This window comes from Bacteroides sp. LFL-34, from assembly GCF_027257075.1.
Taxonomy (GTDB): Bacteria; Bacteroidota; Bacteroidia; order Bacteroidales; family Bacteroidaceae; genus Bacteroides; species Bacteroides ovatus.
On record NZ_JAPQKZ010000023.1, the window covers coordinates 1 to 18,142 of the forward strand.

At 45.4% G+C, this 18,142-nt stretch carries 13 protein-coding genes and 2 pseudogenes; 13 read left to right on the plus strand and 2 right to left on the minus strand.

All coding sequences use genetic code 11. The features are described from left to right. Positions 1–498 (minus strand): annotated as a pseudogene (locus N5O98_RS14615) (hypothetical protein); the annotation flags it as partial. Between the two features lie 458 nt (positions 499–956). Here N5O98_RS14615 and N5O98_RS14625 point away from each other — a divergent pair. The 13 genes and pseudogenes from N5O98_RS14625 (at position 957) to N5O98_RS14685 (ending at position 17,244) form a co-directional block, all read left to right on the plus strand. Beyond that, positions 957–2,085: pseudogene (locus tag N5O98_RS14625) on the plus strand (OmpA family protein). Positions 2,086–2,688: 603 nt separating this feature from the next. After that, complete coding sequence (locus N5O98_RS14630) at positions 2,689–3,315, plus strand: TetR/AcrR family transcriptional regulator (protein ID WP_004309917.1); 627 nt, start codon at positions 2,689–2,691, stop codon at positions 3,313–3,315. After that, positions 3,312–3,545: a hypothetical protein gene (locus N5O98_RS14635; protein WP_004318707.1), complete on the plus strand. Its 234-nt coding sequence runs from the start codon at positions 3,312–3,314 to the stop codon at positions 3,543–3,545. The genes N5O98_RS14630 and N5O98_RS14635 overlap by 4 nt, the downstream gene beginning before the upstream one ends. 56 nt (positions 3,546–3,601) lie before the next feature. Then, positions 3,602–3,832, plus strand: a complete 231-nt coding sequence (locus N5O98_RS14640) for a hypothetical protein (RefSeq protein WP_004309916.1) — start codon at positions 3,602–3,604, stop codon at positions 3,830–3,832. A 114-nt stretch (positions 3,833–3,946) separates the two neighbouring features. Further along, positions 3,947–4,762, plus strand: a complete 816-nt coding sequence (gene zupT / locus N5O98_RS14645) for a zinc transporter ZupT (RefSeq protein WP_004309915.1) — start codon at positions 3,947–3,949, stop codon at positions 4,760–4,762. A gap of 213 nt (positions 4,763–4,975) precedes the next feature. After that, positions 4,976–7,342: an efflux RND transporter permease subunit gene (locus tag N5O98_RS14650; RefSeq protein WP_004309914.1), complete on the plus strand. Its 2,367-nt coding sequence runs from the start codon at positions 4,976–4,978 to the stop codon at positions 7,340–7,342. Between the two features lies 1 nt (position 7,343). Beyond that, entirely contained in the window at positions 7,344–9,098 is a 1,755-nt protein-coding gene (locus N5O98_RS14655; protein ID WP_004309913.1) for an ABC transporter ATP-binding protein, read from the plus strand. 18 nt (positions 9,099–9,116) lie between these two features. After that, positions 9,117–10,859, plus strand: a complete 1,743-nt coding sequence (locus tag N5O98_RS14660; RefSeq protein ID WP_004309912.1) for an ABC transporter ATP-binding protein — start codon at positions 9,117–9,119, stop codon at positions 10,857–10,859. 39 nt (positions 10,860–10,898) lie between these two features. After that, on the plus strand, positions 10,899–11,684 hold the full coding sequence (locus N5O98_RS14665; protein WP_004309911.1) for an outer membrane lipoprotein-sorting protein: 786 nt from the start codon (positions 10,899–10,901) through the stop codon (positions 11,682–11,684). Then, a complete protein-coding gene (locus tag N5O98_RS14670) occupies positions 11,684–12,943 on the plus strand; it encodes a DUF1302 family protein (protein ID WP_004309910.1) in 1,260 nt (419 codons plus the stop codon). The genes N5O98_RS14665 and N5O98_RS14670 overlap by 1 nt, the downstream gene beginning before the upstream one ends. 215 nt (positions 12,944–13,158) lie before the next feature. Further along, a complete protein-coding gene (locus N5O98_RS14675; RefSeq protein ID WP_004318713.1) occupies positions 13,159–13,614 on the plus strand; it encodes an HU family DNA-binding protein in 456 nt (151 codons plus the stop codon). 18 nt (positions 13,615–13,632) lie between these two features. Then, positions 13,633–15,975, plus strand: a complete 2,343-nt coding sequence (locus tag N5O98_RS14680; protein ID WP_004309908.1) for a TonB-dependent receptor — start codon at positions 13,633–13,635, stop codon at positions 15,973–15,975. Positions 15,976–16,005: 30 nt separating this feature from the next. Then, entirely contained in the window at positions 16,006–17,244 is a 1,239-nt protein-coding gene (locus tag N5O98_RS14685; RefSeq protein WP_004309907.1) for a DUF5074 domain-containing protein, read from the plus strand. A 92-nt stretch (positions 17,245–17,336) separates the two neighbouring features. On the opposite strand, the gene N5O98_RS14690 is transcribed toward N5O98_RS14685, so the two are convergent. Continuing rightward, on the minus strand, positions 17,337–17,552 hold the full coding sequence (locus tag N5O98_RS14690; RefSeq protein ID WP_004312979.1) for an IS3 family transposase: 216 nt from the start codon (positions 17,550–17,552) through the stop codon (positions 17,337–17,339). Between the last annotated feature and the right edge of the window lie 590 nt (positions 17,553–18,142).

The window sequence follows — 18,142 nt, forward strand, 5'->3', positions numbered from 1 at the left end:
TCTGGCTTCGTGGAAATAATGATATGCCCGGCTGTAGTTCATTTGTTTATAATATACTTCACCGATCTGTCTGTATAAAAGCCCTTTGTAATAAGATTCATCGGTATCTGTCAGTTTCTCTTCTATTTTGAGAAAAAGACGTAATGCTCCCGGTTTATCACCTGTGCGTAATTTAATTCTTCCCCAATAATATAGAGTTTTACACTGGTGACGTAAATCTTTGGGGTAATGTTTATAATATTGCCAAGCCTGGCGGATCAATGAATCGTCAGTAACTTTCATTTGTTTTTTTTCCAAAGCTTCGGAATAGAGCAATGCATATCTGGCCTGTTCAGCCCGGTTGCCTTCTGGTTTGAGTTTTTGTAGTATTGCTAATGCACTATCCGGGTTGTTCTGCATTAGCTTTTCAGCCTCACTAAGGCGAGGGGTCTGTTCCCTGTTATAACAACCTGTAAAATAGAGAATAGCTGATAGTCCAATTATAATCTTACATTTCATATTGCGAATATAATAATGTGTTTTATTTTTTGCATGGGCGATTAGGAATATTTTACCAATATAAATTATTCTTTAACTTATATGATTATCGCTCGCTATTTATATATATTTTTTATTGGGCCTAACAATATATAATTGCTTATTAGCATATTATATAATATGTATAATCGTAATAGTACAAAATAGCAGTAAGTTATTGCTATTCAGAGTAAAAGTATCAGTTCACTCGTTGTTGTTAAAAAATAAACTTGACTACCCTAAAGGTGTAAGTGTAAGTGCTTTTTTGAATTTTATCAAGGGTGTTAGATATGTGTTAGATTATTAATTGAACCATTTTTGCAAACTACTGATTATAAGTAAAATAAAAATCAATGTATTAGATTTATTCTTTTGTCCTACAACTAAAAAGCTCTGCAATCTTTTTACTTTTGCATTCGAAAAAAATAAAACAATAGATTATGAAGAAAATTGCTATTTTATTAGTTTTTACTTTGGGAACATTTATTGTAAATGCCCAATCAGTTGTAGAAGGAACAAAGTTTATGGACAATTGGTCTGTAGGAGTGAATGCAGGAGCAGTTACCCCTCTCACTCACGCCTCTTTCTTTAAAGGGATGCGTCCCGGTTTCGGAGTTGGAATATCCAAACAATTAACTCCTAGTTTTCGGTTTGGAATTTCAGGGAATGGGATATATCAATACAACTCCGAGTAAAACAGCTTTTGATGTTTTAGATGTCAGCTTATTAAGCAAAATTAACTTAATAAATCTATTTGCAAGCTATCGGGGCAAACCTCGTTTGTTTGAGATAGAAGCTATTGCCGGAATGGGGTGGTTGCATTATTATGTAAATGGTAAAGGAGATGACAATTCATGGTCTACCCGTCTCGGATTGAATCTTAATTTCAACCTCGGTGAAACAAAAGCATGGACATTGGGAATTAAGCCCGCTATCGTATATGATATGCAAGGTGATTTTAATCAGGCAAAGAGTCGTTTCAATGCAAACAATGCAACATTTGAACTGACTGCCGGATTGACTTATCACTTCAAGATGAGTACTGGGAATCATTACTTTACTAAAGTAAAAGTCTACAATCAGAGCGAAATTGATGATTTGAATGTTGCTATTAATGCACTTCGCGAACAGGTGGGCAGTCGTGACAGAGAACTAAACAATGCTAACCAAAGAATTAGCGGTTTGCATAAAGAGTTGGAAGAATGTCGTACAAAGGTCGTTCCCATTGAAACAGTAGTCAAGACTGCCCGCGTTCCGGAATCTATCATTACTTTCAGACAAGGTCGCTCATCAGTGGATGCATCACAGCTACCGAATGTGGAACGTGTAGCCTCCTACATGAAGAAATATCCCGATTCAAAAGTCATTATTAAAGGGTACGCTTCTCCAGAAGGCAATGTTGAGATCAACGCAAAAATTGCTACCGCACGTGCAGAAGCTGTAAAAACAATCCTTGTTAATAAATACAAGATTAATACGTCTCGTATTACTGCCGAAGATCAGGGAGTAGGTGACATGTTTACCGAACCGGATTGGAACCGTGTAAGTGTATGTACTATCGAAGATTGATGTAATAAGAATATTTGGAGTTGTTGAAGGTAAATAAAAAAGGAAGCCCGAAATCTGAGGGCACTGAAAAAGTTCTTTTTCTCCGTTAGCTCCTCTTCTTATGAATTGGCTCCAAAGTTGCATGGCGTATGATAAATTTCATTTGCATGCAACTTTTCCTTATATTGGTAGTGAGTAATCGTCTATTGGTATACATGCACGCTGGCAACGACACTCTCAAAGGAGACTTTGAAAGAATGCAACTTCAGTCCGCTTTTCCCATCTGCTCCGACTACGGCTCGGAGGCTATCGTCCTTCTGATCTTTGACCAAAAGAACTTCTTGGTCTTTGATTTTTTTGCTCATATTACTATGTATTTAATGACGTCAGTAGCGGTTTACAGACAAAAGTAAACAAAAAAAAGTGAGTGCTAGAGATTGTAAATAAGTGAGTATTTGTAGCTTTGATATGATTAGGAGTAGCATATTGAAAGTTATAAATTTCATTTGCTGAATTACCATAAATGGGGAATGGTAAGTAAAAAAATCATCATTTTAAGGTATTGCAACCGAAAAAATATGTGACTAATTTTGCGTTATAAAATAAAGAATTATGTTCTGACCTATGCAAACAACGAAGGATTATATACGTAAGCTATTGCTGGAAACAGCGCAGAAAGCTTTTTTCGAAAAGGGCTTCAAGTCGGTGTCTATGCGTGAGATTTCTAAGTTGTCGGGCATTGGTCTGAGCAATATATACAATTACTATCCCTGTAAGGACGATTTACTGGTTGATGTGTTGCGTCCTCTTTTGGCTGCTATGTACAGGATGCTGGAAGATCACAACCGACCGGAGAATTTCTCCCTTGACATATTTATCTCAGATGAATATCATCGTGCATCTTTGCAGGAGCTTATGGGCATTATAACTCGTTACCGAAGTGAATTAAATTTGCTGTTTTTCTCTACGCAGCATTCTCGCCTCAAAGATTATTTGGAAGAGTGGATTGAGAAGAGTGCCACAATAGGGATGGAATATATGGAAAAGATGAGAAGACTCCATCCGGAACTACATACCGATATTTCTCCGTTCTTCATGCACTTCACCTGCTCTTGGTGGATTAATATGATGAAAGAGGTGGTGCAACATAAGGAACTTTCCTGCGAAGAGATAGAGTGTTTCATCAGTGAGTATATTCGCTTTAGCACGGGAGGATGGAAGAAACTCATGAATGTAAAGAATGAAAGATGAAGGCAGAACTATTGAAACATCCTGTCTGTCAAGAGATAACTAATCAAAACATCCGTTTCTCGTCTTGTCTGCAATGCAAGCCTTGCGGAAATGATTGTACGATTGTAAACAATCGAATCTCTTTTGTATTTGATTCCGAGACAATAGGCATCAGCTACCTTCTGCTCGACTCCACACCTATAGCCTGCATGGACAGATGCTGCAATCTTGTCAGGCAGCGTTTCGTTTGATGCAGGAGTTGGAACGCCGAGTCATTCCAGAAGAATCACTAAATAATAATCAGCATATGAGTATCATCAACATCATCAGCAACGACGAATTAACACTCGTACAAGGAGTCAACGGGCTTTTCTTCTGCGAGGAGTCATGGGTTACGCAAAGCAGGGCAGTCTCCCGTATCGGAAAGGTTTTGCCCAAAGAAATTATTGGGACGAAAGATCAAAGTACCAACATCGTACATCCGCAGACTGACCGAACTAAACTTAGTTGCCAAAAGCATGAAACGTCTTATTTCTAAATCTAACTGTTTCTCCTACCGAGCGAGCCGCCTGCAAAGAGCGGCTCGCTTTGCTTCTGAACAAAACAAACTTTTGTTCTCTTTTGACGCACTAACTTCCAATCCATCATAGCCATGTCTCAACCAGTACTTATAGCATTTTTCCTAACATCGTTTGCCGGTATATCCACAGGGATAGGCAGTGCGATTGCATTTTTTGCTAAGCGCACCAATACTTCATTCCTTTCTCTTTCATTGGGATTTTCAACAGCAGTAATGATTTATATGTCTTTCGCCAATCTGTTTGCCTCTTCTTTGCAGACTCTTGCCAATATACATGGCAAGGACGACGGAACTCTTCATTCCACACTTTCTTTTTTCGGGGGAATCGTATTGATTCTACTTATTGATAAGCTAATTCCTCACTACGAAAATCCACACGAAATGCATCGGGTGGAAGAAATGAGCTTAAAGGAAGAACGAAAGACTGAAATAAAGCCTCAATTATTACGCGTCGATGTAGTGACAGCCTTGGTGCTGGCAATACACAATTTCCCGGAAGGTATGGTTACGTTTCTTGCAGCATTGAAGGATATAAACATTGCTATACCTATTGCCTGTGCCATCGCCATACATAATATACCCGAAGGCATTTCCGTCTCCGTTCCGATCTATTATGCTACAGGTAATCGTAAACGGGCCTTTTGGCTTTCATTTCTATCGGGATTGGCCGAGCCGGTAGGAGCCGTCATCGGCTATCTTATCTTGGCACCATTCCTCAATGACCATGTTTTCGGCGTTATTTTCGGGATGATTGCCGGTATCATGGTATTTATCTCGCTTGATGAGTTACTACCCGCTGCCGAAGAATACGGTAAGCACCATCATACTATCTATGGTTTGGTAGCAGGCATGGCGGTTATGGCACTCAACCTGCTGATGTTGTGTTAGCAAGACTAAGTAATATAAAAAACATAAGTAAAAAAAAGAAAGAATATGAACACTTCTCACTCCTGCCGTTGTCACGTGCATGATGCCCACAAAGAGCATTCTTGTGTCCACGCACATTGTCACCATTATCATATGTAGCCCCAAAGTGGAAAGCTATTTCTCGTCACGCTGCTGAATGTGTTGAAATGAATGAACTTACCAATAACAAACGATATGAAAATAGAAAGAATCAATGACTGGTTTGCCCGTCAGGGCAGATGGATGGTACAAAAACGATGGCTTGTACTAAGCTTGTTTATCCTCGTCTTCGCCATAGGATTTACAGGGTTAAGATATTTCAAGGTGAGTGCTTCGTGGGAAAACTACTTCCTCGAAGACGACCCGATGCTTGTCAAGACCAAAGAATTCAAGGATATATTCGGCAATGACAATTTTGCCGCCGTACTGACCCAATGCGACAATTCGTTTATGAAAGAGAACTTAGAGCTCATCCGCGAACTCACGAACGAAATGATGGATAGCATTTCATACGCCGACAAAATCACTTCGCTCACTGACATCGAATTTATGGTAGGGAATGAAGAAGGAATGACTATCGAGCAGATAGTGCCTGACCTTATTCCCACTGATGCGGCAAGTCTGGAAACGATACGTCGCAAAGCCTATATGAAGCCACATATTGCCGAGCGGCTTGTCTCCAAAGATGGTACGCTCTCGTGGATTATTCTCAAGTTGCGTACCTTTCCTAAAGATTCAGTGTGGAATAAAGGTAAGAATGCCGTTTCTCCTGAAGTGCTAACGGGGAATGAGCTGGAGCATATCATCACTAAAGACAAATACCAAAAGCTCCATCCCAAAGGCACAGGCTTGCCCTACGTTACCGCCATGAAGATGAAATGGATTGGCAAAGAGATGCCCCGTGTGATGGGCATTGCCGCACTCGTTTCCATTCTTATTTTGTTACTCATAACACGCTCCCTACGGGGCGTTGTCGTTCCACTTATCACGGCGGCAGGCTCAATTGTGATTGTGTATGGACTGTTGGGATATGTCGGCATGACGATAGACAGCGGTATGATGATGATACCTATGCTGTTGGCGTTTGCCGTCTCGATAGCCTATAACATACATATCTTTTCCTATTTCAAACGGCAATTCCTTCTACACGGAGAACGTCGACGAGCCGTAGAAGAGACCGTGGGTGAAATGGGCTGGCCTGTGTTGTTCAGTGCACTCACCACCTTTGCCGCCCTGCTGTCGTTTCTCGCTATTCCGATGCAGCCCATGCGGTTCATTGGTATCGCTACCTCCTCGTGCGTGATGCTGGCTTTCTTCATTGCCATTACACTGATGCCCGTGCTGTTGAGTTTTGGCAAGAACGGCAAACCTCATCCCAAAGTGCAGGAAACCGGCGGACGGTGGCTCGACCATCAACTGGGGCGTTTGGGAGAAAGCGTACTCCGGCATGGCACATTGATCCTATGGATTGCAGGGCTGCTTACCGCAGCACTCATTTATCAATTCACCAAGATAGAGACCGCCTTTGACATAGAACGCACCATGGGACGTAAAATAGCCTATGTAAACAATCTGCTGGAAGTAGGTGAAAGCGAACTGGGATCCATCTACACCTACGACGTCATGATAGACCTGCCCGAAGACGGCTTGACAAAATCGCCGGCAATGCTTGTACGCTTAGACTCTCTGGCACAAAAGGCCGAAGGCTATAAGCTAACCAAGCGAACGACTACAGTGCTGAATATCCTAAAAGACCTGAATCAAACCCTGCACGAAGGAGATGCGGCTTATTATCGTATTCCGACGAATCCGGAAGAGGTGGCACAACTGCTGCTCCTTTACGAGAATGCAGGCGGTAGCGAAGCGGAATATTGGATCGATTACGACTATCGACGTTTGCGCCTGATGGTGGAGATCAGCAGTTTTGACTCCGGCGAGGTAGAACGAGAGTTGAACGATATTGCAGCCAATGCCGCCAGGCTCTTCCCCGAAGCTTCTGTCACTACAGTGGGTAGTATTCCGCAATTTACCGTGATGATGCAGTACGTGGCTCGCGGGCAGATGGTTTCATTTGCCATCTCTCTCCTTATTATCGGCATCCTAATGATGTTGGTCTTTGGCAGTGTACGCATCGGGCTTATCGGTTTGATACCCAATATCACTCCGGCTTTGGTGGTCGGCGGACTGATGGGATGGCTGGGCTACCCGTTGGATATGATGACCGCAACCATTATGCCGATGATCCTCGGTTTGGCTGTCGACGACACCATTCACTTCATCAACCACGGGCATTTGGAGTTCGACCGTCGAGGTAATTATCGGGATGCCATTCTCCGCTCGTTCCGTACGATCGGGACACCAATCATTCTGACCAGTGTCGTGATATGTGCGAACTTCGCTATTTACATGACTTCCGAAGGCCTCTCTTTTATACACATGGGTCTGCTCTCCGTAGCGGGTATCGTATCGGCACTCGTGGCCGACCTCTGCGTTACACCCGTGTTATTCCAAAAGTTCCGGTTATTCGGGAAAGAGATAGAAACCAATGAAACAATCAATTAATATGAATACATTAAAGAAACTTCAATTTTACATGGGCAAACGCAAGGTGCTTATGCCCATAGCCCTGACACTGTCGGGATTAAGCGGTCTGCTCTCGCTTATGCCGTTCATCTTCATTTGGCTTATCGTACGCTCGCTACTATTGACTGGCAGCGTTGCCTCAGGAATCCCTATCAACGTCTATGCATGGTGGGCGGTAGGCACAGCCGTTGCCGGCCTTGTCATTTACTTTGCCGGGCTGATGCTTTTGCACTTAGCGGCGTTCCGGGTAGAAACCAATATGCGACGTACGGCTATGAGAAAAATCATGCAGATGCCGCTTGGCTTCTTCGACCGGAATACCAGCGGACAGATGCGTAAGATTATTGATGAAAATGCTTCTGAAACCCACACGTTTGTCGCACATCTCTTGCCCGACCTGGCGGGGAGTTTTATAGCCCCGCTGTCGGTTATAATATTGATCTTCGTCTTCAACTGGCAACTTGGTCTGGCGTGCCTGATCCCCCTCACGGCGGCTGTCTTCATCATGACACGGATGAATACAACTGCTCAGAAGGCGTTCCAAAATGAATACCTCGGAGCACAAGAGCATATGAGCAGCGAAGCGGTGGAATACGTACGTGGTATTTCGGTGGTGAAAGTGTTCCAGCAAACGATATTCTCTTTCAAACGTTTTTACGACAGCATCATCGCCTACCGGGATTTAGTTACCAAATACACGCTGGGTTGGCAAAAGCCGATGTCACTCTACACGGTGGCCATCAATAGCTTTGCTTTCCTACTTGTCCCCGTAGTCATATTGCTTATCGGCAACAAAAGCGAAAACATTGCCCCCATCATCACCGATATGTTCCTGTATGTGCTGATTACTCCGGTGATAGCAACCAATGTGATGAAAGTGATGTATCTGCAACAAGATATGTTTCTGGCAGATCAAGCCATAAGCCGGGTGGAAAACCTGACGAGTAGCGAACCACTCCCAATAGCCGAAAATCCGGAGAAAATCACCGCTTGCGATGTGACATTCGAGAACGTTTCGTTTGCCTATCCCAATGCCGGTCAAAATGCCGTAGACGGTATCAGCTTCCACCTCCCCGAAGGGAAGACTTTTGCCCTTGTGGGGCAATCGGGAGGAGGGAAGACCACCATTGCCCAACTCATTCCCCGCTTTTGGGACGTATCAGCAGGTAGTGTGACGATTGGCGGAATAAATGTGAAAAACATTGCCAAAGACAACCTGATGAACCACATCGCTTTCGTCTTCCAGAATACAAAACTCTTCAAGACCTCTTTGCTGGAGAACATCAAATACGGTAATCCGGCAGCGAGTGATGAAGCCGTGCAACGTGCCATAGACCTTTCCCAAAGTCGGGAGATCATCGACCGGCTACCCAACGGATTGAACACGAAGATAGGAGTAGATGGAACATTCCTTTCGGGAGGGGAACAGCAACGCATTGTCTTGGCCCGGGCCATCTTGAAAGATGCGCCGATTGTTGTCCTGGACGAAGCAACAGCTTTTGCCGACCCCGAAAACGAACACCTGATACAAAAAGCCCTGCACGAGCTGAGAAAAGGAAAGACAGTGTTGATGATCGCCCATCATCTGACTAGCGTACAGGATGCCGACAAGATACTGGTGATAGCACAAGGCAAGATTGCCGAAGAAGGCACACACAGCGAGTTGATAGCCCGAAACGGCATCTATAACAGCATGTGGAATGAATATCAACGAACCGTGACATGGACGGTATAAACCTCAGGAGACAACATTATGAATATTAGTAAATATTTTCAACACAGATTCACCTTATCGGAAGACGGGGCAAAGACCTTTATAAAAGGGGTTATAGCTTCTCTTTTTCTCAACCTGGCACTGATGCTGCCGGTAATCTTCATCTTTCTGTTCATCACCGATTACCTGCACCCTGTTATCCAAGCCGGGAACAGCACGACGCACGGGCTCTGGTACTACGTGCTGACGGCTCTCTGTTTTATGACGGTACTCTTTGTGATTGCGATGATACAGTACAAGAGCACCTACACGAAAATCTATACCGAGAGTGCCAACCGTCGTATTGGCATTGCCGAGAAGCTGCGTAAATTGCCTTTGGCTTTCTTCGGAGAAAAGAATCTTTCGGATCTCACCGCTACGATGATGGAGGATTGTAACATGTTGGAAACCCTCTTCTCTCACACAGTTCCACAACTCTTCGCCTCTGTCATCAGCATTATCTTGATTGCCACCGGGATGTTCTTCTACAACTGGCAACTGGCCCTTGCTCTCTTTGGGGTCGTACCGGTAGCGACAACGGTCATCTTCTTAGGAAAAAGGCTTATGGATAAAGCTAATAAGGAGTACTATCACGTAAGGCGTGATACGACCGAGCAGATACAGGAAGGGCTTGAAGCGGCGCAGGAGATTAAATCGTACAACGGAGAGGCAGCCTATTGCGACCGTTTAGACAAACAGCTCGAGATATATGAAGCCACTCTGCAGCGAGGCGAATTTCTCGGAGCGGGGCTTGTGGGCAGTGCACAGTCTATCCTGAAACTTGGTTTGGCAAGCGTTATCATTGCGGGAGCTTATTTACTTGGTTTGGGCAGCATCGACATGTTCACTTACTTGGTCTTCCTGCTCGTTGTAGCCAGCATCTACAACCCCATCATGGACGTGTTCAACCATATGGCGACACTGATACTACTCGATGTGCGTATCGACCGCATACGTGAGATGAACGACATGCCCGCACAGCAAGGCGATGAGGATTGCACGGTAGAGGGTTACGACATCTGTTTTGACAAGGTCGATTTTGCTTACGAGACAAGCAAGCAGGTGCTGCGCAACGTCTCTTTCACTGCCAAGCAAGGCAAAGTAACGGCACTTGTGGGACCTTCGGGGGGAGGCAAAAGCACTTCGGCAAAATTAGCTGCCCGCTTTTGGGATATTCATGGCGGAAAGATCACACTTGGCGGACGGGACATCTCAAAAATAGATCCCGAAATGCTCTTGAAAAACTATGCCGTAGTCTTTCAGGACGTGTTGCTTTTCAACGCTTCCGTCATGGACAACATCAAAATCGGGAAGAAAGACGCTACCGAGGAAGAGGTGAAAGCGGTAGCACGTCTTGCCCGTTGCGATGAGTTCATCGCCCGGCTGCCCAACGGTTACGACACCTTGATAGGCGAAAACGGAGAATCGCTATCGGGAGGCGAACGCCAACGCATATCCATTGCCCGTGCGCTTCTCAAAGATGCTCCTGTCATCCTCTTGGACGAAGCAACGGCAAGTCTGGACGTAGAGAACGAAACGTTGATACAGGCCGGTATATCGGAGTTGATCAAGAACAAGACCGTCGTCATCATCGCACACCGTATGCGCACCGTTGCCAACGCTCATCATATCGTGGTGCTGAAAGACGGAACCGTCGCAGAACAAGGAGCACCCGACGAACTGCTTGCCCGAAACGGCGAATTTGCCCGCATGGTAGCACGGCAGAAGGAGACCGGAATATAAATCGAATCAATCAGAATCAATTATAAAGAAAAAGGACAAATGAAGAGATCAATCGCAGTAGTAGCCATGCTTGTGGTGGGGTTCGCTGCCACAACATGCGCACAAACGGGCAGAGAGATTGCCCAAAAGGTAAAAGACCGTCCCGACGGCGATACCCGTCGGTCTGAAATGGTTATGACGTTAATCAACAAACGCGGAGCGGTGCGCGAACGCAAGCTCATTTCCTACTCCATCGATGTGGGCAAAGAAAAGAAAGACCGCAAGAGCATCATGTTCTTCCAATATCCCGGCGATGTAAAGGGGACGGGCTTCTTGACGTGGGATTATGATGAGCTAAACAAGGACGATGACAAATGGCTCTATCTGCCCGCCATAAAGAAAACGCGCCGTATCAGCGGTTCGTCTGCCAAGCAAGACTACTTTATGGGTAGCGACTTTACCTACGACGACATGGGCAGCCGCAACGTGGACGAGGATACGCACACGCTCCTGGGCGAAGAAACCGTCGACGGACAGAAGTGCTGGAAACTGGAATCCTTGCCTAAGGACAAGCGTGATATTTACTCCAGGAAAACGGCCCTGATACGTCAGGACTGTCTGATACCTGTCAGGGTGGAATATTACGACAAGATGGGCAAGCTGCACCGTCGTCTCGAGATGTCGGATATTGCCAAGGTAGAGGGCTTCTGGGTAGCCCGGAAGATGCACATGACCAACGTGCAAACCGAGCATCAGACGGTTCTCGAAATCAAGAATCCGACGTACAACATTCCCATGGAGGAGAGCAAGTTTAACGTGACCACGTTAGAGAAAGGCAGGTTCTGATGAAAGCGTTCAATCGTCTTTCCGCGGGGCTTTGCCTCTCGGTCTTTCTGTTTTGCCCCGTGCATGGAGTTTGGGGACAAGGAGCGGGCGAATCGTCGTGGCAGCTCAAAGGCCTTGTCGACACCTACCACGCCTTCCGCTCCGAAAAGCCGAACGATTGGATGTCTTCCCGTACCCGACTCAGGGGCGAGGTCGGCAAAAACTTCGCAGGCTCTTCGCTCTTCGTCTCGTTCAACGCTACCTACAACGCCTTGCTGAAAGAGCGCACCGGCTTTGAACTGCGGGAAGCATACCTTGACCATCGGCAGGAGCACTGGGGCTTTCGTCTCGGGCGACAACTTGTCATCTGGGGTGCGGCCGACGGCGTACGTATCACCGACCTCGTCTCACCCATGGATATGACCGAGTTCTTGGCGCAAGACTACGACGACATCCGCATGCCCGTCAATGCCCTGCGGTTCTTCGTCTTCAACGACAAGATAAAGCTCGAACTGCTTGCCGTTCCCACTTTCGAAGGATACAAGCTGCCCACCGATGCCGCCAATCCGTGGAGCGTGTTGCCTAAAGAAACACCCCGGTCCCTTGTCTGGGACGCGGAGGGAAGCCGCCCCGAGCTACGCCTCTCCAACGTAGAATACGGGGGCAGGCTCTCTTTCGCCCTGCCGGGGGTAGACTTCTCGCTTGCCGCGCTGCATACGTGGAACAAGATGCCCGTCATCGAGTACAAACCATCGGGCTCCCAACTTACGGTTTCGCCCCGATACTACCGCATGGGATTCGTCGGAGGCGATGTCTCAAAGCCCTTGGGACAGTTCGTGCTGCGCGGCGAAGCGGCCTTCAACCTCGGGAAGCATTTCAGCTACATACAGCAAGCCGCCTCCACCCCTCAAAAAGGATTCAACACCATCAATTGGTTGGTGGGGGCCGACTGGTATGCCCCTCATGAATGGACAGTGATGGCTCAGTTCTCTTCCGAGAGTATTTTCAAGTACGAAAGCTACGTCGCACAGCCCCGCCATAATTCGCTCCTTACGCTCTGCGTGTCGAAGAAGTTACTGGACAGCAACTTACAGCTTTCCGACTTCACCTATTTCGACCTCAACCACAAGGGCTGGTTCAGCCGTTTCACGGCTGACTATGCCCTGAACGACCACATCCACCTCTTGGCAGGCTACGACTGGTTCGGAGGAAGCGAGGGTATGTTCGGCCCGTATAAGCACAATTCGGAAGTATGGGCAAAGGCTAAATACTGCTTTTGAGATCCACACCATTTTAATAACCATAAACAAAATTTGAAAAGATTATGAAGAAGACATACGACAGCAGTTAAAGAGAATGCGGACTTAAGCAATCGGAATCGTTTAAGTTAAACGGTGAAAGACGTTCCAATGGAGCGATCAAAGCCGTTTACTGAAGCTGTTTAAGTAGAACAGCAAAATTATTCAAAGTATAACCATCAAAAACATCAAAAGTCATGTTACTATACAACGTAAAAAAAGAAGAGATGCGCATCGGTAAACACAAGGGCAAAACCATGTATTACGCCTCTCCCATTGCACAAGACAAGATTACCACCAAGCAGCTAGAGGATCGGATTGTCAATGCCACAGCCCTGAGCCGTGCCGACGTGCGGTCAGCCATCACCGCCTTGGCGAAAATCGTACGTGAAGAGATGCTCAGCGGCAGAACCGTTGACCTGGCCAACCTCGGGTCATTTAAGGTTGTATCCAACGGGAAACGCGTGGAAACGGAAAAAGCCGTTACCGCCGAAACTCTCAAAACACCACGCATTCAGTTTTTTCCCAAACTCGAAATGCGCAATCAGGCAAAAAACGTACAGCATGTGGTGATACGTGAAAGCGAGGCCGGATCGGCTAAACCGAGTCCGAATCCCGGAGATTTGCCCGAAGCACCCGATTCTGCTCTTTAATATTCATAACAAGAAACAATGAAGCAGCAAGTATTATTTTTCTTTTTCACGCTGATGCTCACAGGTATCAGCGTGTCCGCCCAAACAGGTGGAGGACGGATTGCAGGCGTGGTCATCGACAATGCAGGCGAAGAACCACTGCCCGGCGCAACCATCTTCATCGAAGAGCTGAAAAAGGGCATTGTGACAGACGGGCATGGCGAGTTCTTACTTTCCGATGTTCCCGCAGCCACTTATACGCTTACTGTAAGGTTTATAGGCTACCACACGCAAACCCGCAAGCTCACGGTGGGTAAAGAGAGAGGGAAAAAAATCATCATCCGCCTGAAAGCCGAAGCAAAATCGTTGGACGAGGTGGTAGTGATGGGTAAGAGCGAAGCCCGTAAGTTACGGGAGCAGGCCATGCCCATATCCGTTATCAGCATGAACCAGATACAAGGAACGGTTAACAATGTACAAGACATTCTGGCAAAAACTGCCGGAATCACCGTGCGTGCCACGGGTGGAACGGGCAGTACCTCTCGCATATCGGTGCGCGGACTGGAAGGCAAACGCATCGGGCTTTTCATTGACGGGAATCCGATGAACGACAATTCCGATTTTATCGACATCAATGATATTCCGGTCGAAATGATCGACCGCATCGAGATATACAAAGGAGTTGTCCCTGCCAAGTTCGGAGGTTCTGCCGTAGGTGGTGCGGTCAATATTGTCATCAAAGAGTATCCGCCTAAATATTTGGACGTGAACTATTCTTACGGCAGTTTCAATACGCACAATGCATCCGTTGTGAGCAAGATGAACATTGCCCCAAAAGGAATCGAGTTCGGGCTGGGAGGTTTTTATACCTATGCCGACAACGACTACAAGATGAAGTCTCCTTTTCAAGAGGGGCTTACTATAACCCGCGATCACGACAAGTTTAAAAAAACAGTCATCGGCGGTAGCTTTAAGGCACGGAAGTGGTGGTTTGACTTGGTGGAGTTTGAACCCGTTTTCATACATACTTACAAAGATATACAGGGGATAGAATCGAACATCCGGCATGCACACAGCCATTCCAACGCCTTTATTTTCGCCAATAAGATGGAGAAAGAAAACTTCCTCTTAGACGGCCTGGACTTGGACTGGCAGCTGGGGTATATCTATACCGACTATCATTTTGCCGATACCGCCTCGCACCGCACACATTGGGATGGAACGCATTATCCGGCAGTTTCCGAATTCGGCGGCGAAATCGGCAAATGGGCTTCATTATTGACGAATGAAAAGCATCAATTGCAGCACAAATTGAATCTCAACTATCTTGTCAATGAGAACCATTCGGTAAACTTCAACTCTTTGCTGAAATACGCTCATGCCAACCCTCGTGATGGGATGAAGGACAAGGTCATAGGTTATCGTACCGACTTTCCAAGCAATATGTTCAGTTGGGTGGCAGGCTTGAATTACGACTATCGCACCTCGAACGATAAGTTCCTTAACTCTTTCAACGTCAAGTATTACTACTACTCGATGAAAACGCGGATGGCAAGTGTCCTGGTAAAGACAGCAGAGGATATAGACACACACAAGAATGATTTCGGCATCAGCAATGCACTTCGCTACCGCATCACACCCAGTCTGATGGCAAAAGCTTCGTTCGGATATGATGTAAGGCTTCCATCGGAAGAGGAACTGTTGGGTGATGGATACGTGATAGCTCCTGCCGGCAATCTCACTCCCGAACGCAATATAAGTGTCAACATAGGAATGTTATTCGATTTAACTGGAAAAGCCTCCTCTAACTTACAGATTGAACTGAACGGATACTATATGCATCTCAAAGACATGATTCGCTTTACGGGCGGATTCTTGCAGTCGCAGTATCAGAACTTCGGCGAGATGCGGACTCTTGGTATGGAAGCAGAGGTGAAAGCCGACATGACACGGTGGCTCTATGGCTATGTGAACGCCACTTACCAAGATCTGCGAGATGTGCGTAAGTATGAACAAAATACAACTGTTGCCAACCCTACCAAAGGTAGCCGTATGCCCAATATACCCTATCTGATGGCAAACGCAGGATTGGAGTTTCACAAAGAAAATCTGTTCGGAGGCAGCGGGATGAATACGCGCATATTCACCGATGCTTCATTTGTGGAAGAATATCTGTACGACTTCGAACAAAGCCAATTCCAGCAGCATCGCATACCTCGAGCCCTCTCGTGCAATATAGGCTTTGAGCAAAGCTTTGGCAATGGGCGCTACTTCATTATGGGAAAAATAAACAACCTGACCGATACAAAAATGATCAGCGAGTTTAACCGTCCTTTACCCGGACGTAGCTTCACTATCAGATTCAGATACGTATTTAAGTAACAAATTAACAATCATTAAACAAAAAAAGAAATGAAAAAGAATGTATTTTTTGTAGCAGCGATATTCGCTGCATTGTGCCTTAACTCATGTGACAAGAATGATCCGGACAATCCTATTGCAGGAGGTTCGGGAAAGATTCTCCTAACAACAGCCCTACCCAATGCAACAGGTATGGATGGAACGGTTTATATGCAACTCATTGATGAGCCTGTATTAGGCAAGACGATGGCTACCAATAACAACAATGGTATAAATGTTCCCTTTGGCAGTTCTTATCCTATGATAATAGGTCAGGAAGTCTATGTCTTCCCAAGCTATCATTTGACAATGGACAAAAACGAACTGATTAAATACCGTCGCACGAATGGAATTTTACAAAGAGAGGGAAGCTTGCAATTGCCTGCCAATAACAGTGCCAACAATCTTGTCAAACTATCTTCCACAAAAGCCTATCTATCGCTTGCCGGACTAGGACTGATTTACATATTTAATCCCGAAACGATGCAGAAGACAGGAGAGATCAACCTGACCTCTTTGGGTATTCAAGATAATAATCCGGACATCGGAATCATGATTGAGCGTGACGGATATGTGTTTGCTGGTCTAAGCCAGATGGTGGGAGGTTGGACAAGCCCTGAGAATTACAAACAAGCAGATGTAGCCGTCATTGACACCAAGACGGACAAGTTGGTCAAGATGATTTCAGAGAAAACCAGTGGTTTTTCTCAAGCCACACGTCCGATCGACCCCAAGTCTTTATTCATGGATGAAAAAGGCGATATATACATTTCTTGTCTCGGGAACTTCGGAATGGTGGCAGGTCATAAGGCCGGCATACTTCGGATTAAGAAAGGAGAAACAGACTTTGATCCAACATACCATTGGACGATAACCGGAGCTTCTATCGAAGGAGAAGAGAAAGTAGCTGGTTTTGCCGCTTCAATTTGTTATGCAGCCAATGGCAAAGCCTACGGATACATTGATATTCCCGGTTATTACAAACCAGGAGAAACGGGACATGGCGCTATAGCGAGCCGAGCTGTAGTCTTTGATTTATACAATCAGAAGATGAAGAAAATAGAAGGATTGGATTTGTCCAATGGCTATGGCGTGTTAGTGTCTAAATATAAAGACGGTTTGGCAATCGCCAATGCTTCAACGACAACAAAAGGCATCTATTATCTCAATCCTCAGACAGATAAGATTAATCCTATTCCTATGATAACCACCATAGGAAATCCCATGGCTATAGAGTGGTTCGGCAACTAAACTTATAACGCGAGTTCGGGATAGCCTCCTTCCAAAAATAAAGAGGGTGTCCGACTGATGAAGTGACCCCAAAAATTTGGACTGGTTAAACACTATCCAGTTATAGAAAGAGTTCGGTATTGTACTGGACTCTTTCCTTTTAACCGGGACTTAATTCTTTTATTATTATAATAATCTATATATCCTTCCAAAGCCTTTGTGAAGTCTTCCGGAGACTCGAACTTTTCAGCGTATAGAAGTTCAGATTTCATAATTCTGAAAAAATTCTCCATCATAGAGTTGTCCAGACAGTTTCCCTTTCTCGACATACTTTGAATTATATGATGCTCTTCAAGCCTTTTCCGATATCCGAAGTGTTGGTATTGCTAACCTTGATCAGAATGAAGTACGAGTCCGTCAAGGTTATCACACTTATCAAATGCTTTATCGAGCATGTCATATACTTGTTCAAGATGAAGTGCACCCTCTTACATTTTATTTTTTTAGGAATATCCCCAAATAACTTGATGTCTGCTTTAACGATAGAACCTGTTAGGTGTTTGCAGCGGACATCACCATAACCCATTGCCATTACCACTACTTCTTGCAGTTGTTGTGAGCCCTCTCTTAAGTTGATGAAAAACTTCCGCTAATTGTTTACCGGAACTTCTTGTGTTTGATAACCAATGAATGAAATGACCAAGGTTTCTTCGGAAGATACATTGGCTAATGCAGTCGGTGATACAACCGTTGCTTGTACCTTTTACGAAGACTGACGCACCGGTAACCAGACCGAAATCATCATTCACGGTACCGGAAATGCTTAGCTAGAAATAGCTTGTGAGCTGATTCTATTTTAAAATATAAATGTTAGTTTTATGTTAGATAATTCCGGATACTTTAATCTTAAGAATTTGAT